General features: G+C 67.7%; 19 protein-coding genes. 6 read left to right on the forward strand and 13 right to left on the reverse strand.

The features are described 5' to 3' along the window. Positions 1-97: 97 nt before the first annotated feature. The 3 genes from IEX50_RS00395 to IEX50_RS00405 all read right to left on the reverse strand — a co-directional run bounded on the left by IEX50_RS00395 (position 98) and on the right by IEX50_RS00405 (position 2702). Positions 98-826, reverse strand: coding sequence for a GntR family transcriptional regulator (locus IEX50_RS00395; RefSeq protein ID WP_157177662.1), 729 nt, complete (start codon positions 824-826; stop codon positions 98-100). A 5-nt stretch (positions 827-831) separates the two neighbouring features. After that, positions 832-1719: an N-acetylmuramic acid 6-phosphate etherase gene (locus IEX50_RS00400; RefSeq protein ID WP_184075092.1), complete on the reverse strand. Its 888-nt coding sequence runs from the start codon at positions 1717-1719 to the stop codon at positions 832-834. A 98-nt stretch (positions 1720-1817) separates the two neighbouring features. Then, complete coding sequence (locus IEX50_RS00405) at positions 1818-2702, reverse strand: protein phosphatase 2C domain-containing protein (RefSeq protein ID WP_157177664.1); 885 nt, start codon at positions 2700-2702, stop codon at positions 1818-1820. A gap of 111 nt (positions 2703-2813) precedes the next feature. On the opposite strand from IEX50_RS00405, the gene IEX50_RS00410 reads away from it, so the two are divergent. The 5 genes from IEX50_RS00410 to IEX50_RS00430 are packed head-to-tail and all read left to right on the forward strand — an operon-like array spanning position 2814 to position 8664. After that, on the forward strand, positions 2814-3869 hold the full coding sequence (locus tag IEX50_RS00410; protein WP_229673542.1) for an SIS domain-containing protein: 1056 nt from the start codon (positions 2814-2816) through the stop codon (positions 3867-3869). Beyond that, on the forward strand, positions 3866-5014 hold the full coding sequence (gene nagA, locus IEX50_RS00415) for an N-acetylglucosamine-6-phosphate deacetylase (RefSeq protein ID WP_157177497.1): 1149 nt from the start codon (positions 3866-3868) through the stop codon (positions 5012-5014). Before IEX50_RS00410 ends, nagA begins: the two co-directional genes overlap by 4 nt. Next, positions 5011-6084: a beta-N-acetylglucosaminidase domain-containing protein gene (locus tag IEX50_RS00420; protein WP_157177498.1), complete on the forward strand. Its 1074-nt coding sequence runs from the start codon at positions 5011-5013 to the stop codon at positions 6082-6084. Before nagA ends, IEX50_RS00420 begins: the two co-directional genes overlap by 4 nt. Position 6085: 1 nt before the next feature. Then, on the forward strand, positions 6086-7801 hold the full coding sequence (gene dld / locus IEX50_RS00425; RefSeq protein WP_157177499.1) for a D-lactate dehydrogenase: 1716 nt from the start codon (positions 6086-6088) through the stop codon (positions 7799-7801). Continuing rightward, a complete protein-coding gene (locus tag IEX50_RS00430) occupies positions 7798-8664 on the forward strand; it encodes a glucosamine kinase nucleotide-binding domain-containing protein (RefSeq protein WP_157177500.1) in 867 nt (288 codons plus the stop codon). The genes dld and IEX50_RS00430 overlap by 4 nt, the downstream gene beginning before the upstream one ends. Positions 8665-8963: 299 nt before the next feature. Here IEX50_RS00430 and IEX50_RS00435 read toward each other — a convergent pair whose 3' ends face one another. After that, complete coding sequence (locus IEX50_RS00435; RefSeq protein ID WP_157177501.1) at positions 8964-11276, reverse strand: glycoside hydrolase family 3 C-terminal domain-containing protein; 2313 nt, start codon at positions 11274-11276, stop codon at positions 8964-8966. A gap of 82 nt (positions 11277-11358) precedes the next feature. Beyond that, a complete protein-coding gene (locus IEX50_RS00440) occupies positions 11359-13779 on the reverse strand; it encodes a zinc-dependent metalloprotease (protein WP_157177502.1) in 2421 nt (806 codons plus the stop codon). A 447-nt stretch (positions 13780-14226) separates the two neighbouring features. Here IEX50_RS00440 and IEX50_RS00445 point away from each other — a divergent pair, with 447 nt between their 5' ends. After that, complete coding sequence (locus tag IEX50_RS00445; RefSeq protein WP_157177503.1) at positions 14227-16686, forward strand: TonB-dependent receptor; 2460 nt, start codon at positions 14227-14229, stop codon at positions 16684-16686. 81 nt (positions 16687-16767) lie between these two features. Here IEX50_RS00445 and pnp read toward each other — a convergent pair whose 3' ends face one another. From pnp to rbfA, 8 genes are all read right to left on the reverse strand, one after another. Then, positions 16768-19143: a polyribonucleotide nucleotidyltransferase gene (gene pnp, locus IEX50_RS00450; RefSeq protein WP_157177504.1), complete on the reverse strand. Its 2376-nt coding sequence runs from the start codon at positions 19141-19143 to the stop codon at positions 16768-16770. A gap of 254 nt (positions 19144-19397) precedes the next feature. Further along, positions 19398-19667 (reverse strand): 30S ribosomal protein S15, encoded by a 270-nt coding sequence (gene rpsO, locus IEX50_RS00455; protein ID WP_076068233.1) that lies wholly within the window; start codon positions 19665-19667, stop codon positions 19398-19400. Beyond that, a complete protein-coding gene (truB, locus tag IEX50_RS00460) occupies positions 19664-20608 on the reverse strand; it encodes a tRNA pseudouridine(55) synthase TruB (RefSeq protein ID WP_229673744.1) in 945 nt (314 codons plus the stop codon). The genes rpsO and truB overlap by 4 nt, the downstream gene beginning before the upstream one ends. Beyond that, positions 20605-21153 carry a GNAT family N-acetyltransferase gene (locus tag IEX50_RS17335; protein WP_229673544.1) on the reverse strand — a complete coding sequence of 183 codons (549 nt, stop codon included), beginning with the start codon at positions 21151-21153 and terminating at the stop codon, positions 20605-20607. Before IEX50_RS17335 ends, truB begins: the two co-directional genes overlap by 4 nt. Further along, positions 21143-21724: a thymidine kinase gene (locus IEX50_RS00465; protein ID WP_157177506.1), complete on the reverse strand. Its 582-nt coding sequence runs from the start codon at positions 21722-21724 to the stop codon at positions 21143-21145. Before IEX50_RS00465 ends, IEX50_RS17335 begins: the two co-directional genes overlap by 11 nt. Then, positions 21724-22122, reverse strand: coding sequence for a type II toxin-antitoxin system VapC family toxin (locus IEX50_RS00470; protein WP_157177507.1), 399 nt, complete (start codon positions 22120-22122; stop codon positions 21724-21726). Before IEX50_RS00470 ends, IEX50_RS00465 begins: the two co-directional genes overlap by 1 nt. Beyond that, positions 22119-22385, reverse strand: a complete 267-nt coding sequence (locus IEX50_RS00475; RefSeq protein ID WP_157177508.1) for an AbrB/MazE/SpoVT family DNA-binding domain-containing protein — start codon at positions 22383-22385, stop codon at positions 22119-22121. The genes IEX50_RS00470 and IEX50_RS00475 overlap by 4 nt, the downstream gene beginning before the upstream one ends. A 31-nt stretch (positions 22386-22416) precedes the next feature. Next, the gene (rbfA, locus tag IEX50_RS00480) at positions 22417-22809 is read right to left on the reverse strand and encodes a 30S ribosome-binding factor RbfA (RefSeq protein ID WP_157177509.1); all 393 of its coding nucleotides are present in this window, start codon (positions 22807-22809) and stop codon (positions 22417-22419) included. Between the last annotated feature and the right edge of the window lie 151 nt (positions 22810-22960).

Raw genomic sequence — 22960 nt, forward strand, 5'->3', positions numbered from 1 at the left:
GAACCGAACGAGGTTGGAGTGTAGGTTTGCGAGCTTCTCGGCTTCGCTCTAGGGGGCCCTCAACTTGTCCCGGGATGGGCGGGCTTATGGAGCCCCCTCAAATCTCGTTCAGCTCCGTGACGAATTCGTAGCGGTCGCCGCGGTAGACCGAGCGGGTGAATTCGACGGTGCGGCCGTCCGGGATGCGGGTGCTGCGTTCGATGCGCAGGACCGCGCTGTTCGGTTCGATGCACAGGATGCCGGCCTCGGTCTGCGTCGCGAGCGAGGCGCGGACGCGCTGCGTGCCGGACGTGGGGCGGAAGCCGTGCGTTTCGAGCGCCTGGTACAGCGAGTCTTGGAGCGCATCGAGATCGGGCATATAGTCCGCGGGGATGACGGCATGTTCGATTGCGAGCGGTTCGCCGCCGACGAGCCGGACACGGCCGAGCCGGGCGACGCGGGTGGTGGCGGGCACGGCCAGCGCGGCGGCCTCCTCCTCCGTCGGGCGGGCGTAGGAGCGGTAGATCCAGACGACGCCGGGTTCCTCGCCGCGGGACCGGATATCGTCGCTGAGGCTGTTGAGCCGAGCACCGCGCGCCTCGATCCGGCGCGCGACGAAGGTGCCGGAGCCCTGCTTGCGGATCAGCACACCCTCGTCGATCAGCTGCTTGATCCCCTTGCGCACCGTGACGCGCGACAGGCCGGCGATCTCGCTCAGGTCGCGTTCGGAGGGAAGCGCGCTGCCCGGATCGATGCCGCCGCCGCTGATATGGTCGCGCAGACTGCGCGCGAGTTGCAGGTAGAGCGGTGTGCCTTCGCCTTCGCGGGTCCAGGCGATTTCGCGCATCGTCGTCATGCCCGGTCCAATCCCTCGAGCGCCGTGCGGAGGTTGCCGCCATGATCGTCGAGCAGTTTGGTGGCATCGTTGACCGAATGGCCGAGCGCGACCAGGACGCCGCGACGGATGTCATGGCCGGCCGCTTCGAGCGCTCGTGCCGCGACGTCGTCGTCCACCCCGGCGATATCACGGACCATGAGACGGCCGCGTTCGAGGAGCTTGGCGTTGGAGATCCGCATGGCGACCATGCGGCCTTCATAGATCAGCCCCAGCCGGATCATGATGGCGGTGGACAGCAGGTTGAGCATCGCCTTCTGTGCGGTGCCGGCCTTCATACGGGTCGATCCGGCGACGATCTCGCTGCCGGTGACCGCGATCAGTGCATGGTCGGCGCTGGCGGTGAGCGCGGTGCCGGGGTTGTTCGCGACGGCGATGGTGAGGGCGCCGGCGGCGCGCGCCCGATCGATCGCGGCGACGGTGTAGGGCGTGCGCCCGCTGGCGGCGACGCCGATCACGACGTCCGACGTGCCGATCGCGCAGCCATCGATGTCGCCCGCGGCGGCGGTGATGTCGTCCTCCGCACCCTCATAAGGCTGCGTCAGCGCACCCGTGCCGCCGGCCATCAGGAAGATCATACGGTCCATCGGCCAGCCGAAGGTGGGGTAAAGCTCGGTCCCGTCCTGCACCGCCAGCCGGCCGGACGTGCCCGCCCCGACGAAGACGAGCCGCCCCGTCGCGCCGAGCCGTAGGGCGGCCGCGTCGGCGGCGTTGGCGATCGCCGCCGTCTGCGACTGAACGGCGGCGATGGCGGCCAGCTGTCCCTCCAGCATCGCGGCGACCGCGAGTTCGGTCGGCCAGAGGTCGAGTTCGCGGTAGCGAGGGTCAGGCGCTTCGGTATTCACGATCGTCCGATCCTCGGTTTCGTTGGTTTGGCACCATGTCGCTCGGGGCCGGGTTGGTTTGCCATTTGGGTCGAGCCTTTCCGATCTAAATATGTCTGTCAAATTTCGGTATTATATTGGTAACATTCTCGGGCGCCGTTCCATGTGCAGACGAGGAGGCTGGCGTCGTCATGCATCTTGACCCGTGTGTGGGGGTCGTCTCGATCGACTTGCCGCTCGCGATCGCGGAGTTGGTCAAGCCAGCGCGTCGCGTCAGCGGATGAGGCGATGGCGAGGAGGTCGGCCGGGGTTGCCGTGTCGAACAGTTCGACCGGGCGGAGGAAGCCGTCGCTGGCAATCGCGAAACGCTGACCGGGGCGGAGCGGTAGGGTGGTCTGCCAGAGATGATCGGCCGCCGCCGGTTCGGTGCCGAGCGCCCAGTAGCCGCCGTCGCGGTTCAGCATCCGGCGGTTTTTGCGCAGGACGGGCAGCAGCAACGCCCTGAGCGCGTCGGGCGCGATGTCGGGGTTTGCGGCGCGGATTGCCCTGACGGTCGCGAGTGTACGGGCTTCGATGGCGCCGAGCGGGGATTCGCCGTACAGGCGGGCGGTGCCGCTGTCGTCGACCGCGGCGACATGGCAATCGGCCAACGTGGTGATTTCCGCCCGGTCGTTCAGGATGCGGACCATGGCGAACGCGGCGGACGGCAACTCATGCGGCCCATCGGCGGTGCGACGCTGTGCGGACGCCAGCGCGGTGGCGCACCGGGTGATGACCGTGTGGAGCAGGTCGCGAGTCGGTTGTGCCGGATCTTCGGTCAGGCCTTCGACGATGAAGTCGCTGGCGGTTTGGGCCAGCCAGGCGGCGTCGCTCGGGCTTTCCAGCAGGGCGGCGCCGACGCCTGTCGCGCCGTCGATGACCCAGGCGGCATCGCGGTGATGGCCGACGACATCCTCGTTGACCGGGCCGGGTCCGTCGCAGATCGTCAGATCGACCGTCAGCATCGTCATGCCCTCCGACACCGTAACTGCGGACGGCGTATCATAACCGATCGGAATGACAAAACCATTCTAATGCCACTTGTCATGGTCCGTGAACTGGTCTGTAGTCATCGCATGATTTCGAGCGAGACAGGCAGCGCGACGCAGATGGCGCGCGAGGCGCGGGAAGCGCCGCAGCGCTGCGTCGAGCAGCTGCGCCTGAACGCGTCGCTCATGCGCGAGGCCGGACGACGGTTGCGCGCGCTGGCGCCGCCGTTCGCCGCGACGCTGGCGCGGGGCAGTTCGGATCAGGCGGGGGCGTTCGCGAAGTTCCTGCTCGAAACGCATGGGCAGATGCCGACGCTGAGCCATGCGCCGTCGATCGGGTCGTTGTATCGCGCGACATCGCCGCGGTTTCGCGGGGCGCCGCTGATCGCGATTTCGCAGTCCGGGCGGAGTCCCGATCTGCTCGCGGCGGCGGAGGATGCGCGCGCGCAGGGGGCTGTCATTGTCGCGGTGGTGAACGATGCCGCGTCGCCGCTGGCGGAGTTGGCGGAGATCGTGATCCCGGTGCATGCCGGGGCCGAGACGAGCGTTGCGGCAACGAAGAGCTTCGTCTGCACGCTGGTTGCGCTGACGCATCTGGTCGCGGAATGGAGCGAGGATGCGGCGTTGCTGGCGGCGCTGGAGACGACCGGCGACGTGCTGACCGCGGCGGCCGATGCGGACTGGAGCGCGGCGGTGGAGCCGCTGCGCGAGGCGAACGAGATGCTGGTGATCGGACGCGGGCCGACTTTGCCGATCGCGGGGGAGGCGGCGCTGAAGCTGAAGGAGACGTCCGGGCTGCATGCTGAGGCGTTCAGCATTGCGGAGGTGGCCCATGGGCCGATGACGCTGGTCGGGCGCGGCGATCCGGTGCTGGCGCTGGCGCCGCTCGACGTGGCGCGGACGGGGTTGGCGGAGCGGCTGGCGGACTTTGCGGCGCGCGGGGCGACGGTGATCGCGGCGGGGCATGCTGACGATGTCACGGCGGCGCAGCTTGTGCTGCCGTCCCGAACAGACGTGCATCCAGTGCTGGGCGCGATCGCGCAGATCCAGAGTTTCTATGGGCTGGCGAACGCGTTATCGCTGGCGCGCGGGCACGACCCGGACAGCCCGCCGCATCTGAATAAGGTGACCCGGACGCTATGATGCAGGCTCTTGTCGGTGCGCGGATCGTCCTGGCGGATCGGGTGGTCGAGGATCGGGCGCTGCTGCTGGACGGGGCGCGGATCGCCGGTCTGGTGCCGGTCGATGCGTTGCCGGCGAGGTGCGTCGTGCAGGCGCTGGACCGCGGTTGGCTGCTGCCGGGCTTCATCGATACTCAGGTCAATGGCGGCGGCGACGTGCTGTTCAACGACGAGCCGAGCGTGGCGGGTATCCGGACGATCGCGGCGGCGCATCGCCGGTTCGGGACGACGGGGATCTTGCCGACGCTGATCAGCGATTATCCGGATGTCGTCGATGCGGCGATCGCGGCGGGCGAGGCGGCGTTGGCGGAGCGAGTGCCAGGCGTATTGGGTCTGCATATCGAGGGGCCGCATTTGAACGTGGCGCGCAAGGGCATCCACGACGCCGCGCGGTTCGCTGTAATCGATGCCGAGGCGGTGGCGCGGCTTTCTGCACCGACGCGCGGGCGGCGGATCGTGACGCTGGCGCCGGAGTTGGCGGCGGCGGGGACCGTGCGGGCACTGGCTGATGAGGGTGTGCTGGTGTGCGCCGGGCATAGCGTGGCGGACTATGATGAGACGCGGGCGGCGCTGTGCGAGGGGCTGGCCGGGTTCACGCATCTGTTCAACGCGATGACGCAGTTCGGCAGCCGGGCGCCGGGGATGGTGGGCGCGGCGCTGGAGGATCGCGCGAGCCATTTTGGGCTGATTGTCGATGGGCTGCATGTCCACCCCGCCGCATTGCGCGTCGCGTTGCTGGCGCGGGGGATCGCGGGCGCGATGCTGGTGACCGATGCGATGCCGCCGGTGGGCGGGACGCGCGATGCGTTCACGCTGATGGGGCAGGCGATCCGGGTGGTCGACGGGACCTGTCGCGGGCCGGACGGGACGCTGGCGGGCTCCGCGCTGACGATGGTCGATGCGTTGCGCAATGCGATGGATATGCTGGGATGCGACATCGTCGACGCGTCGCGGATGGCGAGCGGCAATCCGGCGCGATTCCTGCGGATCGACGATGAGACCGGGACGATCGCGGCGGGGCTGCGCGCCGACTTGGTTCATATCGATGCGGAGCGGCAGGTGTGCGCGACGTGGATCGCGGGCCATTCTATGGACCACCGCGTATGACGGTGCGCGCGCCCGAACTGGGGATGATCGAGGGGCGGTTCGGGCGGGTCTGGAGCGTGGCCGAGCGAAGCCATGTCGTCGCGACGTTGGCCGGGGCGGGTTATGCGTTCTACCATTATGGTCCGAAGGGCGATCGGGCGCTGCGGCGGACGTGGCGGGTCGGGCATGATGCGGCGGAGACCGAGGCGCTGGTCCGGTTGTCGGCCGAGGTGCGCGCGGCGGGAATGCGGTTCGGCATGGCGATCACGCCGGTCGGGGCGACCCATCCGTTCGACGCCGAGGTGCGCGTGGACCTGGCGCGGCGGATCGCGGACCTGGATGCGATCGGGATCGACGATCTGGCGGTGCTGTTCGACGATCTGCGCGGCGACATGCCTGAACTGGCGGCGCGGCAGGTGGAGGTCGTAAACTTCTGCGCAGGACGCACGCGCGCGACGCGGGTCTATACCTGCCCGACCTATTATTCCGACGATCCGGTGCTGGACGTCGTGTTCGGGGTGCGGCCTCGCGACTATTTGCGCGATCTGGGGCGTGGGCTGGACCCGGCGGTGCAGGTGTACTGGACCGGCGAGGAGGTGTGTTCGCGCGAGATCGGCAGCGGGCATCTGGCGCGGGTGGCGGCGGAGCTGGGGCGGCCGGTGTGCCTGTGGGACAATTATCCGGTCAACGACGGTGCGCGGATGTCGCGGTTCCTGCACCTGCGGGCATTCAGCGGGCGGCCGGCGGGGATCGCGGCGCATCTGTCCGGGCATGCGATCAACCCGACGATCCAGGCCCATCTCGGGTGCCTGCCCGCGCTGACGTTGCCGATGTTGTACGTGCAAGGTGACGATTATGCCTATGGCGCGGCGTTCGGGGTGGCGGCGCGGGCTTTGCTGGGCGATGCGTTTGTGGAACTGTTGCAGCAGGATCTGCCCGCGTTGCAGGATGTCGGGCTCGATCGGCTGGGTGCGCGGCGCGATCGGTTGCGGGCGCGTTATGTGGGGATCGATCATTCGGCGGCGCGCGAGATCGTGCGCTGGCTGGACGGGGACGACCTGATGACCGACGACGAAGTGCAGACGCAGTAAGGTGACCGGCCCGACCCTCCGCGAGACGCAGCTTGTGATCGCGCTGCGTAGGCTGGTCGGGCGGCGGCATGTGCTGACCAAGGATCGGGCGACGGCGCGGTATCGGAAGGGATACCGGACCGGCGACGGGGCGGTGATCGCGGTGGTGCGGCCGGGGAGCCTGGTCGAGCTGTGGCGCGTGGCGCAGGCGTGCGTGGCGGCGGACGTGTCGATCATCGTGCAGGCGGCGAATACCGGGCTGACCGGTGGATCGACGCCGGATGGCGGGGACTATCCCGGCGGGCTGGTGCTGATCAGCACGACCCGGCTGGCCGGGCTGCATGTGATCCGCGGGGGTGAGCAGGTCGTCGCGCTGCCGGGGACGACGCTGTACGGGCTGGAACAGGCGTTGCGGCCTTATGGGCGGGAGCCGCATTCGGTGATCGGGTCGTCGTGCCTGGGCGCGTCGGTGATCGGGGGGGTGTGCAACAATTCGGGCGGTGCGCTGATCCGGCGCGGGCCGGCTTTTACGCAGCTGGCGCTGTTCGGACAGGTAGGGCCGGACGGGGTGTTGCGGCTGGTGAACCATCTCGGCATCGCGCTCGGCGATGCGCCGGAGACGGTCCTCGGGCGGCTCGATGCGTGGCAGTTGGATGATGCGGATGTGGCGGCGGCGGACGATCGCTGGGCGCATGATCACGGCTATGCCGCGCATGTCCGCGAGATCGACAGCGCTGCGCCGGCGCGGTTCAATGCCGATCCGCGGTGTCTGTTCGAGGCGGCGGGGAGTGCCGGCAAGCTGATCGTGTTCGCGGTGCGGCTGGACACGTTTGTGCGAGAAGAGGGCACGACGAGCTTCTACATCGGGACGAACGACCCGGACCGGCTGACCGAGCTGCGCCGCACGATGCTGCGCGATTTCGACACGTTGCCGATCGCGGGCGAGTATATGGACCGGACGGCGTTCGACGTGGCGGACCGTTATGGCCGCGACATGTTCGTGGCGATCGAGCGGCTCGGGACGGACCGGTTGCCGGCGTTGTTCGCGGCCAAGGCGCGGGTCGATCGGCTGCGCGAGGGGCTGAGCGACCGGGTGATGCAATGGGCGGGGCGGTTCCTGCCCGATCACCTGCCGCCGCGGATGCGGGCGTACCGCGAGCGGTTCGGCCATCACCTGATCCTGAAGGTGCCGCGCGAGCAGGTCGGGCCAGCTCGGGCGTTGCTGGCGCGGCTGTTTCCGGGCGATGCGGTGGCGGACCATTTCGTCTGTACGGAGGCGGAGGGTGCGAAGGCGTTCCTGCACCGCTTCGTCGCGGCGGGGGCGGCGGTGCGGTATCGCGCGGTGCACGGCGCGGAGGTCGAGGATATCGTGGCACTGGACGTGGCGTTGCCGCGCAATACGCGGGAGTGGGTCGAGACCTTGCCCGCGGAGCTGGAAAGCCAGGTGGTCCATGCGCTGTATTACGGGCACTTCTTCTGCCACGTGTTTCATCAGGATTATGTCGTGCGGAAGGGGACCGATCCGCTGGCGTTCGAGCATGCGGTGTGGGCGCTGCTCGATGCGCGTGGCGCGCAATACCCGGCCGAGCATAATGTCGGGCATCTGTACGTGGCGCGGCCGGCGCTGGCCGATTTCTATCGCGGGATCGATCCGCGCAACCAGTTGAACCCCGGCATCGGCCAGACGGCGCGTGGGCGCGGCTGGCAGGACGCGACCGTGGAGGGAGATCCGGCATGACCTATTATATCGGCATCGATGCGGGGGGCAGTAATTGCCGGGCGCGGTTGGTCGACGCGGACGGGCGCGTGATCGGGCAGGGTCGCGCGGGGGCGGCGAATGCCGGGATCGGGATCGAGGCGCTGTACGCGACGCTGATGGCGACAGCGGGGCAGGCGATCGACGAGGCGGGATTGTCGGAGGTGGAGCGCGCCACGATCCGCGCGGGTATGGGCATTGCCGGGATCACGCGGATGGGGATGCGGGCGGCGCTGGAGGCGCGCGACTTCGGCTTCGCATCGGTGGCGTTCGCGACCGATGCGCAGATCGCCAATCTGGGCGCGCATGGCGGGCAGGACGGGGCGATCCTGATCATCGGGACGGGGAGCGCGGCGAAGCTGCGGATCGATGGGGAGGACTTCACGATCGGCGGCTACGGCTTTCCGATTTCGGACGAGGGGAGTGCGGCGGCGCTGGGGCTGAGCGCGATGCGGCATGCGTTGCGGGCGCTCGACGGGCGGACGCGCAAGACGCCGTTGAGCGCGGCGGTGACCGAGCAGTTCGAGCATGACACGGCGCGGGCGATCGCCTGGATGGATCAGGCGACGCCGCGCGATTACGGCATGTTCGCGCCGCTGGTGATGGATTATGCCGAGGCGAACGACCCGATCGCCCGGTCGATCGTGGAACAGGCGGCAAGCCATATCGAGCGGTTCATCGAGACGATCTTCGAACGCGGGGTTGCGCGGTGTACGCTGGTGGGCGGTCTGGCACCGCGGATGAGTCCGTGGTTGCGCGCGCGGACGGTTGCGCGGTTGAGCGCGCCGCTGGGCGATACGCTGGACGGTGCGCTCAGGTTGGCCGGGTATTCGGGGGCTGCTTAGGGTTCTGATGTCTGGCGGGGATTGATACGGCGGGTGGGACCCGTCCTTCGATACGGGTCTTCGGCTTCGCTCAGCTACTCAGGAGGAGCGGTTTTTTGGGGATACGTACAGTTCCGTTTGGTTCGAGCTTGTCGAGAACGGCGGGGAGTTCTCGACAAGCTCGAACCAAACGGGGTTGGAGGTTGGCTTGAGTTCGCCGACCTAGCTGCCTGACACTCATCCCGCCCTTCTGTTTATCGACATGCTGTTGCACCTAGGCCCCGGCCTTCGCCGGGGCACGTTGGCGGGCGGGGGCGGGGTTACTTGCCCGCTTTGTCCAGCGTCTGCGCGGCCAGGCGGACGGTGGCGGTCTGGACCACGTCGTTTGCCGACGTCGCGAGCATGACCTTGTAGTCGCCCGCCGCGATGCGCCAGCCGTGGGTGGTGGTGTCGTAGGTGGCGAGCAGGCGGGGGTCGATGGTCAGCGATACCGTTTCGTTGGCGCCGGGAGCCAGCGCGACCTTGCGGAAGCCGCCGAGGCGCTTGGGGGCTTCCCAGCCGGCACCGGCAACGTAGAGCTGCGCGACGGTCTTGCCGGCCACCGCGCCGGTGTTGCGGACCTGGAAGCTGGCCTTGACGGTCTTGCCGTCGGGCGAGGCGGCCAGCCCGCTCATGGCGAAGCTGGTGTAGGACAGGCCGTAGCCGAACGGGAACAGCGGTTTCGCGCCGGTCCGGTCGAACCATTTGTAGCCGATCGCCGCACCCTCGATGTCGTAATTGCCCATCGGGTGCGCGTCGCGGTCGAGCTTGGGATCGCCCTCCAGCTTCGGACGCGGAAGTTGCGCGACGGAGGCGGGGAAGGTGGCGGGGAGGTGGCCGGACGGGTTCACCTCTCCGGTCAGGACGCGGGCGATCGCCTCGCCGCCGGCGGTGCCCGGATACCACGCCTCCAGCACCGCACCGACGTTCGACAGCCAGGGCATGAGCACGGGGCCGCCGGTTTCGAGCACGACGACCGTCTTGCGGTTGGCGCGGGCCACGGCGGCGATCAGCGCGTCCTGCTTGTCCGGCAGGTTGAGGTCCGGCACGTCGAGCGATTCACCGGTCCACTGTTCGCCGAACACGATCACGACATCGGCCTTGCGCGCCGCAGCGGTGGCGGCGGCGACGTCCTTGCCGTCGAGATAGGTGACGGTGGCGCTCGTGCGCGCCTGCAAAGCCTTCATCGGCGAGGAGGCGTGGTAGAGCTTGGGACCGGGGAAGCCGCTGGGGTAGGCATCCGGCACGACGAGGCCGTTGGTGGGCGCGTTGTAAGAATAGACCTGAGACGAACCGCCGCCCGACAGCACGCCGAGATCGGCATGCGCGCCGATCAGCAGGATCGATCGGGCGGTCTTGGCCAGCGGCAGCAGGCCGGGCGTGTTCTTGAGGAGGACGATGCCTTCCTCGGCATCGGTGCGGGTCACGGCGGCGTGGGCGGCATAGTCGATCGTCGTCGCGCGGTCGCCCTGCACCGGCGTGTCGAGCGCACCGACCGAGACCATCCCCCACAGCACACGGCGCGCCATGTCGTTGGCGCGGGCCTCGGTCACATGGCCGTTGTTGACCGCTTCGCGCAGTGCGTCGGCGAAATAGGCGCTGCGATCGAACGCCCAGCCGGATTGCTGGTCGAGCCCGGCGTTGGCCGCCTCGCTGGTCGAGTGGGTCGCGCCCCAATCGGACATGACATAGCCCTTGAAGCCCCAGTCGGTCTTCAGCACGGTGTTGAGCAACCAGTTGTTTTCGCACGCGTATGCGCCGTTGACGCGGTTGTAGGCGCACATGACCGAGCCGGGCTGGCCGACCTCGTTGGCGATCTGGAACGCCAGCAGGTCGGACTGGCGCGCGGCCTGTTCGCCGATGCGGTGGTCCATCGTGAAGCGGTTCGTCTCCTGACCGTTGAAGGCATAATGCTTCATCGTCGACACGACGTGCTGCGACTGGATGCCCTTGATCTCGTGCCCCGTGATGACGCCGGCGAGCAGCGGATCCTCGCCGCCATATTCGAAGTTGCGGCCGTTACGCGGTTCGCGGAGCAGGTTCATCCCGCCCGCGAGCATGATGTTGAAGCCCGAGAGATGCGCCTCGTTCCCGATCATCGCGCCGCCGGCCTCGGCGACCTCCGGGTTCCAGGTGGCGGCGGTGGCGATGCCGGCCGGCAGCGAGGTGCGCAGCCGCGGCGTCGGCCCGCGCTGGCTGGCGACGCCGACACCGGCGTCGGTCTGCCACTGGTTGGGGATGCCGAGCCGCGGGATGCCGGGGACGATGCCGGCCGATCCGGGCAAGCCGTCCTTGGGATAGGCCCAGTTCTTGGTCGGCGTTTTCAGCCAGTCGGCGCTGGTTGCGAAATAGCCGAAGGTGAGTTGGAGCTTCTCGTCGAGCGTCATCTCCTTCAGCAGCAGGTCGACGCGCGCGTCCGGGGTCAGCGTGGCGTTCATCCAGGGGCGCGCGGCGGGACCGTCGGTCCGCGCCGCGGCGGCGGTGGGGGCGTTATTGGTGGTCTGCGCACCGGCCGCGGACGCAACGGCGAGGCAGGCGAGGGCGGCGCCGCCAAGCGTGGTGCGGGCCAAGGCGCGGCGAGGTGCGTCGGTCATCAATAGTCTCCCCCTGGAATGCCATTTATGGCTTGTCCCGGTCTCTTTATCGCCTGCGACGGTTGCCGCCAAGACCGCCGGATCAGATCGGCATGCCGGGGGGGATCGCGGGCACGGCGCGGCCGCCCTTGCCGATTTCGCGCATGAGGGCGTCGTCGTCGCGCAGGGTGGCGGCGATGCTGCGCGACCAGGCGGCGTCTTCGTCGGTGCCCTTGGCGGTGGCGAACCGATCGGCCAGCGCCGTAAGGCGGCCGTCGAGGATAGCGGCGACGTCGATCGAGGTGACGGGATCGCGCGCGGTGCGGGCCATCGTCATGATCGTGCGATGCGCGACGCGGCGGCCGACCGCGGTGCGGCGATCGTCGATCGCGGCGCGGGTCAGGCGGTCGAGCAGGTCGTCGAGCCCGAGCAGCGCTGGGTTGCGGTCATGCTGGAGCCGGACACGCGTCAGTCGGCTGGGGGCGAGCAGCGTTTCGAGCGTCACCTGTGCCGCGACGTCGGCGGCGACCAGCGGGTCGAACACCGCGCCACCGGCGTTGCCGAACACCTCCGTATCGAACTGCGGATCGGCGCGGCCGTTGACGCCGGACGAGAGCATAAGCGCGAGCGGGCCGGGGATGGCGAGTTCGCGTTCGGACAGCGTGGCGAGCAGCGCGTCGAGGGCCGCGGATTGCTTGTCGGCCGCGGCGGGGGTCGGTTCGGGGCTGCCGCCGCCCGCGACCGCGTAGCTGTAGTCGACGCCGCCGATCAGCTTGCCGACCGCGGCGATCTCGTACCGGTGGAGCAGCCAGACGGGGACGAACTTGCGGCGGAGGTTGGCGAGCGGTTCGCCCGCGCGGAGGACGCCGGGGCCGAAGTTGGCGAGCGCGACGCGGCGGACGGCCATCATCTGGGTCAGGTCGGGGGCCTCGTCCGCGCCCTCCGTCCAGAGATTGTCGTTCGGGACGGCGAGATCGCTGGAGCGACCGTCGATGTCGGTCAGGAAGCGCAGGTTCGATGCGGCGGCGGCCTTCCGCGCGGCGTCCGCGTTCACGTCGACGCCCGGCTTGGGCTGTCCGTAGAGCCAGTCGACGGTGTATTTGTCCCAAGTGCCGATGCCCGTCGCGTACGCGTCCGACAGGTCGATCCGGCCGTCCTTCAGCGTCATGCGCGCGAAGGGATAGTCCATGACCGAGGTGCGGTCCTGCGTACTCGCGGCGAAATTGTGGACGAAGCCGATCGCGTGGCCGACCTCGTGCGCGCCGAGTTGGCGGATGCGGTCGAGCGAGACGCGGATCGGGTCGTTCGGGCCGTTGGTGCCGGTCTGGTTCGCCCCGACGAGCGCCTCGAACAGGATGATGTCCTGGCGCAGGCGCAACCCTTCGAGCACGACATTGCCCTTGATGATCTCTCCCGTGCGCGGGTCGATGACGCCGCCGCCATAGGACCAGCTGCGCGTCTGGCGCTCCGTCCAGTTGACGATGTTGTAGCGGACGTCCTGCGGATCGACGCCGGGCGGCAGGATGCGGACCTGGAACGCGTCGATATAGCCCGCCGCGTCGAACGCCTGGTTCCACCACGCGACGCCTTCGGCCAGCGCTGTGCGGATCGGTTCCGGCGCGCTGTTGTCGATGTAGAAGACGATCGGTTTGCGGACGCGCGAGCGGGCGGCGGCGGGATCGAGCTTCTCCAGCCGGAAGTGGTTGGCATGTTGCAGCAGGATATCGTCGCCGAGCGGCGTGCCGAAATCATAGACCTGCGTCGCGTGCGCGCCGGAGCGGATGTCGAACCGCCGCGGCACGAAGCCCGGTGCGGGCAGCCGGACGAGCGAGTGGTGGACGGTGAAGCTGACCTGGCGACCGTCGGGGGCAATGGTGTCGACCTCGTCCCCCGGACTATCGGAGGCGTAGGTCTGGACCGCCTCCAGTTCGATGTTGTCGGGAAAGACCCGGACCGAGGCGGGGTCGGCGGCGCTGAGCGCGTCGACGAGCTTGAAGCCCTTGGCCTGTTCGTTCAGCGCGCCGGCGATGTTGAGGACGTCGTGGGTGAGGAGCGGGGCGATGTCGATCGTGACGCCGCCGGCGGGCGTGGTTGCGACGATATCGACGAGTTCGATCAGGCTGGTCGGGAAGCTTTCACGCACGCCGCGGGCGATGTCGGGGCCGCCGGCCGCGGTGTAGCGCGGGTTTTCGAACACGACCGCGATCTTCCGGCCCAGCCGGCGGAAGGCCAGCAACTGCGTCGGCGACAGCATGCCGTGGTCGAGCCGGATCGGCGCGGAGCCGAGCCCGGTCTTGAGCGTGGCGGAATAAAGGAATCGGCCCATCGTGCCGTCCGCGGCGGGCGCGGGCAGAGTCAGCAGGATGCGGCCGGTGGCCTGATCGACGGAGGTCGGGAGCAGCGCGCCGTCGGGGCTGGATTTGACGACGGTCGGCTGCGTGGCGGCTGGCGTGGCAGTCACGCCGGCGGCGGCGAGCGCGAGTGCGGCAGTGCCGTGTCGCCAGCTGCGTGCGAATGTCGTCATGGCCTGTGTCCCCCCGTGCGCATGGAGGGGACAGGGTACAGGTTGGGGGCGTCGAGGATAGTCGTTATCGCAGGACTGCTACGGCGATCGGCCCCGAATTGTTGCCATCAGATGGTGCGGGCGGTGGTCGCCCGGTCTGGATGGTTGGGCATGAAGGGAGCTGCGCCTGCATCATAGGAGGCAGGCCGTGGCGATGAGGAGCGACCATGCTTCAACCGGGACGGGGCGGGAACTGACATTGCCACTGAGTGCGGATCAACGACGCGCAAGGCCCAAACACCGTCGACAATGCCGATTTTCTCCCCGCAAACTTTTATCTCTACCAATCCGGTTGTGAATGATGCCATCATCTCTTCCGGAGGCCGTTTGCCTCCGACCCGCTCCCCTCACGACGTCGGGCCGTGACGGGGGGCGGGTCACGCTGCGTGTATGACCAGGGGGCCTACCATGACATTCCGAACCATCCTTTGCGCCGGCTCGGCACTCACCGCGTTCGCCCAGCCAGCCTCCGCCGCGCAACCGGTCACCACTGAACCAGCCGCACCGACACCATCCGCGGCAACCCCGGACGCAACCACGCCCAACCCGCTCGACATCCTCGTCACCGCCCGCCGCCGCAGCGAGAATGTGCAGAGTGTCCCGCTCGCCATCTCGGTCGTCGACGCGCGCGCGCTGGAGGCCACCGGCAGCTTCAACGTCGCCAAGCTCACCCAGCTACAGCCGTCGCTGCAATTCTATTCGACCAACCCGCGCAACTCCGCCGCCAACATCCGCGGGCTCGGCGCGCCGTTCGGCCTCACCAATGACGGCATCGAACAGGGCGTCGGCGTCTATATCGACCAGGTCTACAACAGCCGCATCGCGGCTGCGACGTTTGACTTTCTCGACGTCGAACAGGTCGAGGTGCTGCGCGGGCCGCAGGGCACGCTCTACGGCAAGAACACCACCGCCGGCGCGATCAACATCACCACGCGCGCCCCCAGTTTCGAATATGAGGGCCGCGCCGAGGCCACCGTCGGCAATCTCGGCTTCGTCCAGGCCAAGGCATCGGTCTCCGGCCCGCTGATCGCCGACACACTCGCGATCCGCCTCGCGGCCTCGACCACCGAGCGCAAAGGCACGATCTACAACGTCACCAGCGGCCGGCGCGTCAACGAACAGGACAATCTCGGCTTCCGCGGCTCACTTCTCTGGCGCGCGACCGACGCGCTGAAGCTCACGCTCTCCGGCGACTATAACCGCCAGAACCCGGAATGTTGTGCGCAGATCTACGTCCGGACCGGCGCCACGCAACGCCCGCTCAACCGCCAGTTCGCCGGCCTCGCCGCCGCGTTAGGCTATGCCCCGCCCAGCACCAACGCGTTCGACCGGGTGACCGATCTCGACACGCCACTCGACGCGTTCCAGGAGATCGGTGGTGCCTCGCTGCGCGCGGAATGGGATGTCGGGCCGGGCACGCTGACCTCGGTCTCCGCCTGGCGCTTCTGGAACTGGCAGCCGTCCAACGACCGCGACTTCACCGGCCTGCCGATCACGACACGGTCGAACAACCCGTCGAAGCAGGACCAATATTCGCAAGAACTGCGCTACGCCGTGTCGGGCGACCGCATCGACTATGTCGCCGGCCTGTTCGCCTATCACCAGGAACAGCACACCACCGGCGTGCAGGAACAGGGCGCCGCCGCCAGCCGCTGGCTGCTCAACCCGACCAGCGCGAACGCGAACAACCCCGCGGTGCTGAACGGCCTGACCTCGTCCAACGACATCCTGTTCAAATCCACCAGCCTCGCCGCGTTCGGGCAGGTCAGCTGGAAGGTCACCGACCGGCTGAAGCTGCAACCCGGCCTGCGCGTCAATTACGACCGGAAGTCCGGCAACTATGTCTCGGTCGTGACGAACGGGCAGGGGGTCGCGATCGACTGCACTGTCATCCCGTCGACCAACACGATCCTGCGCGATCAGTGCGCGACGCTGCCGCCGCAAAGCTACAATCCGAAATTCGCCGACTGGAACGTGTCGGGCGACTTCACCGCCTCTTACGAATTCGCGCGGGATGTGCTCGGCTACGCGACCTATGCGAAGAGCTTCAAGTCCGGCGGCATCAACCTCGCTGGCCTGCCGCTTGATGCGAACAACCGCCCGATCCTCGCCACCCAGACGGTGAAGCCCGAGAACGTCAACCATTACGAACTCGGCCTCAAGACCCAGCTGTTCGATCGCCGCGCGACGTTCAACCTGGCCGCCTTCTGGACCGAGATCGGCAATTATCAGGCCACCGTCACCAACGGCCAGCTCGGCGTGCTGCGCGGCTACCTCGCCAACGCCGACAAAGTCCGGGTCCGCGGGATCGAGGCGGATTTCTTCATGCGGCCGAGCGAGCGGCTGACCGTCTATGCCAGCGGCGCCTTCACCGATCACGAGTACGTCAAGTTCGTCGACGCCCCGTGCCCGCCCGAACTGTCCGGCGGCACGACGGTCACCGCCGGCCAGACGCCCAGCGCCCCCGGCACGCCCGGTGGCCTCAGCCCCGCCAACTGCGACATCTCCGGCCAGTGGTTGCCCGGCATCTCGAAATGGGCCGCCTCCTACGGCGCGGAATACAACATCCCGGCGAGGTTCTTCGGGCGGGAGGGGCAGGTCTACGCGGCGTTCGACGGCAACTACCGCTCGAAATTCTCGTCCAATCCCTCGCGCTCCGCCTACACCGACATCGCGGGCTACGCGGTCGCGAACTTCCGCGCGGGCGCGCGTGTGGCGGAGGGCTGGGACGTGTTCGGCTGGGTCCGCAACGCGCTCGACAAGAACTATTACGACATCCTCGCCACCCAGTCGGGCAGCACCGGCCTGATCGTTGGCCAACCCGCCGATCCGCGCACCTACGGCCTGACCGTTAAGACGCGCTTCTAGATCGGTAAGGCCACAAGCCGCGAACACAAAAAAGGGGGCCCCGCGGGACCCCCTTTCGCTTCGTAGCAAGGCTGACGAAGATCAGTCTTCGCGCGTCAGGAACGCGGGTGCGAAGGTCGTCTCTTCGTTGCTGCCGCCGCGATCCGGACGGTCGCCGTCGTTGCGGTCGCGGCGCGGGCCACGGTCGCCACCACGGTCGCCGCCGCCGCCGCCACGCGGGCCGCGATCGTTGCGGTCGCCGCCGCCACCGCCGCCACGCGGGCCACGGCCACCATCACGGTCGCCACCGCCACCGCCGCCTTCACGGCGCGGGCCGCGATCCGGACGGTCGCCGGCTTCGCGCGGCGGACGGGTGTCCTCCAGCTCGGCACCGGTTTCCTGATCGACGACGCGCATCGACAGGCGCACCTTGCCGCGCTGGTCGATCTCGAGGACCTTGACCTTCACGTCCTGCCCTTCGGACAGCACGTCGGAGACCTTGGCCACCCGCTCGTTCTTGATCTCGGACACATGGACCAGACCGTCCTTGCCGCCCATGAAGTTCACGAACGCGCCGAAGTCGACCAGGTTAACGACCTTGCCGTCGTAGATCTTGCCAATCTCGGCTTCCAGCGTGATGCCTTCGATCCACTTGCGCGCGGCCGCGATCTTCTCGGGGTCGGACGATGCGATCTTGATCGTGCCGTCGTCCTCGATGTCGACCTTCGCGCCGGTGGTGGCGACGATCTCGCGGATCACCTTGCCGCCGGTGCCGATGATCTCGCGGATCTTCTCCTTGGGCACCGTCATCGTCTCGATCCGCGGCGCGTGCGCCGACAGCTCGGTCCGGGTGGTGTCGAGCGCCTTGGCCATCTCCTCCAGGATATGGGCACGGCCCTCATGCGCCTGCGCGAGCGCGACCTTCATGATCTCCTCGGTGATGCCGGCGATCTTGATGTCCATCTGCAGGCTGGTGATGCCCTCGGACGTGCCAGCGACCTTGAAGTCCATGTCGCCGAGATGATCCTCGTCGCCGAGGATGTCGGAGATCACGGCGAAGTCCTTGCCTTCCAGGATCAGGCCCATCGCGATGCCGGACACCGGACGCTTCAGCGGAACGCCCGCATCCATCATCGCCAGCGAACCGCCGCAGACCGTCGCCATCGACGAGGAGCCGTTGCTCTCCGTGATGTCGGACAGCACGCGGATCGTGTACGGGAACTCTTCCTTGGTCGGCAGGACCGGGTTCAGCGCGCGCCAGGCGAGCTTCCCGTGGCCGATCTCGCGACGGCCGGGCGCGCCGAAGCGGCCGACTTCACCGACCGAGTAGGGCGGGAAGTTGTAGTGCAGCATGAAGCGCTCGTAATGCAGCCCGTTCAGGCCGTCGATCATCTGCTCCGCATCGGCGGTGCCGAGCGTCGTGGTGACGATCGACTGCGTCTCGCCGCGGGTGAAAAGTGCCGAGCCATGCGCGCGCGGCAGGAAGTGGACCATCGATTCGATCGGGCGCACGGTCTTCGTGTCGCGTCCGTCGATGCGGCGGCCTTCCTTCAGGATCGCCGTGCGGACGATGTCGCCTTCCAGCTTCTTGCCCAGCTTGTTCGCTTTCAGGCGCGTCAGTGCATCGGCATCCTTGAAATGCTCGTGCATCGCCTTCTTGGCTTCGGCGATCGCGGCGACGCGGTCAGCCTTGCCGGTCAGCTTGTAGGCCTTTTCGAGCCCATTGCCGATCAGCTTCTTGACCTGCTTCTTCAGGTCGCTCGCGTCCTCAGCAACCGGCAGCTCCCACGGATCCTTCGCGGCCTTTTCGGCCAGATCGATGATGCCGTCGATGACCAGCCGGCTGGCGTCGTGTGCGAACACGACGGCACCGAGCATGACGTCTTCCGACAGCTCCTTTGCTTCGGACTCGACCATCATCACCGCGCCATGCGTGGCGGCGACGATCAGGTCCAGATCGCTGTCCTTGATCGCCTCGTTCGACGGGTTGAGGATGTACTCGCCGTCCTTGTAACCGACGCGGGCGCAGCCGATCGGACCCATGAAGGGCAGGCCGGAAATGGTGAGCGCGGCCGACGCGGCGATCATCGCCAGGATGTCGGGCTCGTTCTCGCCGTCATAGCTCAGAACCTGGCAGATGACGTTGATTTCGTTGTAAAAACCTTCCGGGAACAGCGGGCGGATCGGACGATCGATCAGGCGGCTGGTCAGCGTTTCCTTCTCGGTGGCGCCACGCTCACGCTTGAAGAAGCCACCCGGGATGCGGCCGGCGGCGCTGTACTTTTCCTGGTAGTGGACGGTGAGCGGGAAGAAGTCCTGCCCGTCCTTGACCGACTTGGCGGCGGTGACCGCGCACAGCACGACCGTCTCGCCGAGCGTCGCGAGGACCGCGCCGTCGGCCTGGCGGGCAACGCGGCCCGTTTCCAGGGTCAGCGTCTGGCCGCCCCACTGGATTTCGCTCTTCTGGATATCGAACATTCGGTTTCCTCAGGATTTCCGGCACGCCCGATGCGGCCGGGGCCTCTATCCGACCCCATTTGGGTCGGTGCGGACGATGACCGGCCCGCGCGGTTCGGGATGCCCAGGGGGCCCCCTGTGGACGATGGCCGGATTGCCGTTCGTCCTATCTGCGGTCGTCCGTACCCCGCGTAGGCGGTAGTTCCGATCGACCGTGGAACTGGATCCCCGCATGCCGCGGGGATATGAAAAAGGCGCCTTTCGGCGCCTTTTCCTTACTTGCGGAGGCCGAGCTTGCCGATGAGATCGGTGTAGCGCTGCGCATCCTTCTTCTTCAGGTAATCGAGCAGGCTGCGACGGTTGTTCACCATCATCAGCAGGCCGCGGCGGGAGTGGTTGTCCTTCGCGTGGCCCTTGAAATGCTCGGTCAGGTTGACGATCCGCTCGGTCAGGATCGAAATCTGGACCTCGGGGCTGCCCGTGTCGCCTTCGCTGCGGCCATGTTCGGCGATGAGGGCGGTCTTGCGTTCTGCGGTGATCGTCATGCTATGTCCTCGACATCGACTAAATTGAAACCGCGCACGACCCGTATCCCGCTTTCGCCCTGTTCGACCAGCGCCACGGGGGTGCCGGCGTCGAGCGCGAGGTGCAGGCCGGGTGGTACGGCGATCCCGATCAGCTTGCGCCCCTGGCGGAGCGCACCTGCCTGATCGGGGGTGACGGAAAAGGCCGGGATGTCGTCCAGCCCCGCCGTCAACGGCAGGAGTGCATGATGCACGGCGCGGTCCTGTCCCAGATCGGCCAGTTTGTCCAGCGATATCGCCTGACCCAGCACGAACGGCCCGGCCTTGGTGCGCCTGAGCATGGTGACATGGCCGACGGTCCCGAGCGCCTCGGCAATGTCCCGCGCGAGGCTCCGGATATAAGTGCCCTTCGACACACGCGCGGTGAGACTGATCTCCGATAGTCCCTCAACCCCGTCCATCCCGAGCGCAGTCGAGGCACCCTCAGGCGGAGCCACAACCTCGAGCGCATGCACAGTAACGCCACGCGTCTTGATCTCGAACGTCTCGCCCGCCCGCGCCCGATCATAGGCGCGCTCCCCGTCGATCTTGATCGCACTATACGCCGGCGGCACCTGCTCGATCGGCCCGGTAAAGCGCGGCAGCACCGCCAGCAACTCAGGCAAAGTCGGCCGCACGTCGGACGTCGCAACGACCTTGCCCTCCAGATCGATCGTATCGGTCGCCGTCCCAAACGCGATCGTGAAGTCGTACGCCTTGTCCGCATCGAGCATCCGCCCGGCCAGCTTCGTCGCCTCGCCCAGCGCGATCGGCAGCACGCCTGTGGCCAGCGGGTCGAGCGTGCCGCCATGGCCCACCTTCACCTTCGCATAGCCGCCGCTTCGCAGCGCCCGCTTCACCGCCGACACGATCTGCGTCGATCCGGGGCCGAGCGGCTTGTCGATCACCAGCCAGCCGTTCACGAAGGCGACCACTCGTCCGCCAGGATCGAATAGACCGCGGTGTCGCGGACGTGGCCGGTCCAGGTAATCCGCTCGCGCCGCAACACGCCCTCCCGCACTGCGCCCAGCTTCTCGACCGCCGCCATCGACCGGCCGTTGCGCAGGTCGACACGGAACGCGATCCGGTGAAAGCCCGCCTCGATCGCACGGCCGATGAGCAGATGCTTGATCCGCCGGTTCAGCCCGGTCCCACGCGCCGCCGGCGTCAAGTAAGTGCCGCCGATGTCCACCGCACGGTTCGCGATGCTGATGTTCAGATAACCCGACATGCCGACCATGACGCCATCGGCGAACAGCGCGAACGGCCGCCGCCCCTGATCGGCGCGCATCGCGGCGAAACTCTCGTCGAACCGGTCCGGCGCGTAGGACACCGGATAGATGTCCCATACCGGATCGTCCGCGGGGCACAGCGCGCGGAGCGGTTCGCGGTGCGCGTCCTCCAGCTGTTCAAGATGCAGCCCGGGCGCATCGATCGGCTCGATAAGGCGGTTCAGGTCAGCCTGCACGGCTTTGCTCCATATAATGGCGCCGGCACAGCGCGACATAGCGATCGTTCCCGCCGATCTCGGTCTGATCCCCGTCGCGCACCCCGCGCCCGCCCGCATCGACGCGCAGGTTCATCGTCGCCTTCCGCCCACACGCGCAGATCGCCTTGATCTCGGTCAGCGTGTCCGCCAGCGCGAGCAGATGCGCGCTCCCCTCGAACAACTCCCCCCGAAAATCGGTGCGTAGCCCGTAGGCGAGTACCGGTATCCCGACCTCGTCGCAAACCTGCGCCAACTCCAGAACCTGCGCCCGCGTCAAAAACTGCGCCTCGTCCACCAGCACGCAGGCGAGCGGGGTCGCCGCATGCTGCGCCTCGACACACGCGCGGATCGCGGTCTCGCGATCGAACGTCATGGCGGGCGCGCACAACCCGATCCGCGACGTAATCATCCCGGCCGCGTACCGGTCATCCAGCGCCGCGGTGAACAACATCGTCTCCAACCCCCGCTCGCGATAATTAAAGCTCGACTGCAACAGGATCGTCGACTTCCCCGCATTCATCGACGCGTAGTAGAAATACAGCTTCGCCATCAGGACACGCCCAATGTTTCGACAGGCAGGGGGGCGTCTTCGCCGGCTCCGCGTGCCAGCGACCGGTCGAACGTTACGAAGCCGCTCATGTGGCGCGCCGCGACCAGATGGATCATGTCCGCGAAGTCTGCACCTTCGGCGAGGCGGCCCGCCGCCCAGCGAACCATCGCGGCTTCCTCGACATCCAGGCCGTCCAGATCGGTCAGCACCGTCAGAACCTCGGCCGTCCGCTCTCGCCTCCAGCCATAGGCGCTCCGCAGGACCCATTCGACCTCGATCAGGACGGTCAGCGAAACGTGCAGAACCTCGTTCTGTAGGAGCGTCTGGACCTCGCGCACCTGAGCCTTGTCATCCGCGACGATCAGCCGCAGGACGACATTCGTATCGACAGACCTCATTCGCGGCCCTTCGCCGTGAACATGGCGTCGACCGCAGAGTTCATTTCCTCGATCGTCACCGCCGGACCTTCATGCCGCGGTATGCGCCGCCGGAACTCCGCGTAGCTGATCTTCCCGCGCGCCGGCTCGGCGGCCTGCAGGACGATGCGGCGGCCCTCCCGAACAATGTCGAGGAACTCGCCAGGTTCGAGTTGCAGTGCATCCCGAATGTCCTTCGGAATGACGATCTGTCCCTTCGACGACAATCTGGTGCGCGCGTTCATATTGGTAAGATACGTCTTACCAGTGAACCGGTCAATCGGACCCCAAGTCTCGGGCAATATGGGGGTCACGCAGCAGTGCATCGATATGGCTGCCTTCGTCGAAGCTTTCGTCCGACAGGAACTTCAGCTTCGCCGCGAACCGTGCGTTCACGCGGCGCGCGACTTCGCTCTGGAGATAGGCGGTGTTGGTGCGCAGCGCCTTCAGGATCACCGCCTCGTCCGCCTCGCCCAGCGTCTTCACGAACGCGGTCGCGTGGCGCAGGTCGGGGGACATCCGCACCTCGGTTACCGAAATGCTGTGCTTGGTCAGCACGTCGTCATGCACGTCGCCGCGCATCAGCACCTCGGACAGCGCATGGCGCACCTGTTCGCCCACGCGGAGCGCCCGGACCGACCGGCCTTCGGATGTTTCGGTGGGGCGCATGGCGGTACTCCAGTCAGTCGTGACGCCGCGGGGGCATCAGCAGCGTCATCAGGATCATCATCCCGCTGAACAACAGGTGGATCGGCGCGAACGCGATCCGGGCAAGCAGGGTGACGGGATCACGCTTGAGCATGACCCCCATCTAGCCGGA

Origin of the sequence: Sphingomonas prati (assembly GCF_014643515.1) — a bacterium.
Taxonomy (GTDB): Bacteria; Pseudomonadota; Alphaproteobacteria; order Sphingomonadales; family Sphingomonadaceae; genus Sphingomonas_R; species Sphingomonas_R prati.

Bases quoted from the DNA above. Each gene is read 5' to 3' on its own strand.
- IEX50_RS00465 (WP_157177506.1), bottom strand. From the start codon at position 21,724: ATGGCGAAGCTGTATTTCTACTACGCGTCGATGAATGCGGGGAAGTCG.
- pnp (WP_157177504.1), bottom strand. From the start codon at position 19,143: ATGTTCGATATCCAGAAGAGCGAAATCCAGTGGGGCGGCCAGACGCTG.
- IEX50_RS00410 (WP_229673542.1), top strand. From the start codon at position 2,814: ATGATTTCGAGCGAGACAGGCAGCGCGACGCAGATGGCGCGCGAGGCG.
- IEX50_RS00420 (WP_157177498.1), top strand. From the start codon at position 5,011: ATGACGGTGCGCGCGCCCGAACTGGGGATGATCGAGGGGCGGTTCGGG.
- rbfA (WP_157177509.1), bottom strand. From the start codon at position 22,809: ATGCGCCCCACCGAAACATCCGAAGGCCGGTCGGTCCGGGCGCTCCGC.
- nagA (WP_157177497.1), top strand. From the start codon at position 3,866: ATGATGCAGGCTCTTGTCGGTGCGCGGATCGTCCTGGCGGATCGGGTG.
- IEX50_RS00475 (WP_157177508.1), bottom strand. From the start codon at position 22,385: ATGAACGCGCGCACCAGATTGTCGTCGAAGGGACAGATCGTCATTCCG.
- IEX50_RS00470 (WP_157177507.1), bottom strand. From the start codon at position 22,122: ATGAGGTCTGTCGATACGAATGTCGTCCTGCGGCTGATCGTCGCGGAT.
- IEX50_RS00440 (WP_157177502.1), bottom strand. From the start codon at position 13,779: ATGACGACATTCGCACGCAGCTGGCGACACGGCACTGCCGCACTCGCG.
- IEX50_RS00395 (WP_157177662.1), bottom strand. From the start codon at position 826: ATGCGCGAAATCGCCTGGACCCGCGAAGGCGAAGGCACACCGCTCTAC.
- IEX50_RS00405 (WP_157177664.1), bottom strand. From the start codon at position 2,702: ATGCTGACGGTCGATCTGACGATCTGCGACGGACCCGGCCCGGTCAAC.
- IEX50_RS00445 (WP_157177503.1), top strand. From the start codon at position 14,227: ATGACATTCCGAACCATCCTTTGCGCCGGCTCGGCACTCACCGCGTTC.
- IEX50_RS00435 (WP_157177501.1), bottom strand. From the start codon at position 11,276: ATGACCGACGCACCTCGCCGCGCCTTGGCCCGCACCACGCTTGGCGGC.
- rpsO (WP_076068233.1), bottom strand. From the start codon at position 19,667: ATGACGATCACCGCAGAACGCAAGACCGCCCTCATCGCCGAACATGGC.
- IEX50_RS00430 (WP_157177500.1), top strand. From the start codon at position 7,798: ATGACCTATTATATCGGCATCGATGCGGGGGGCAGTAATTGCCGGGCG.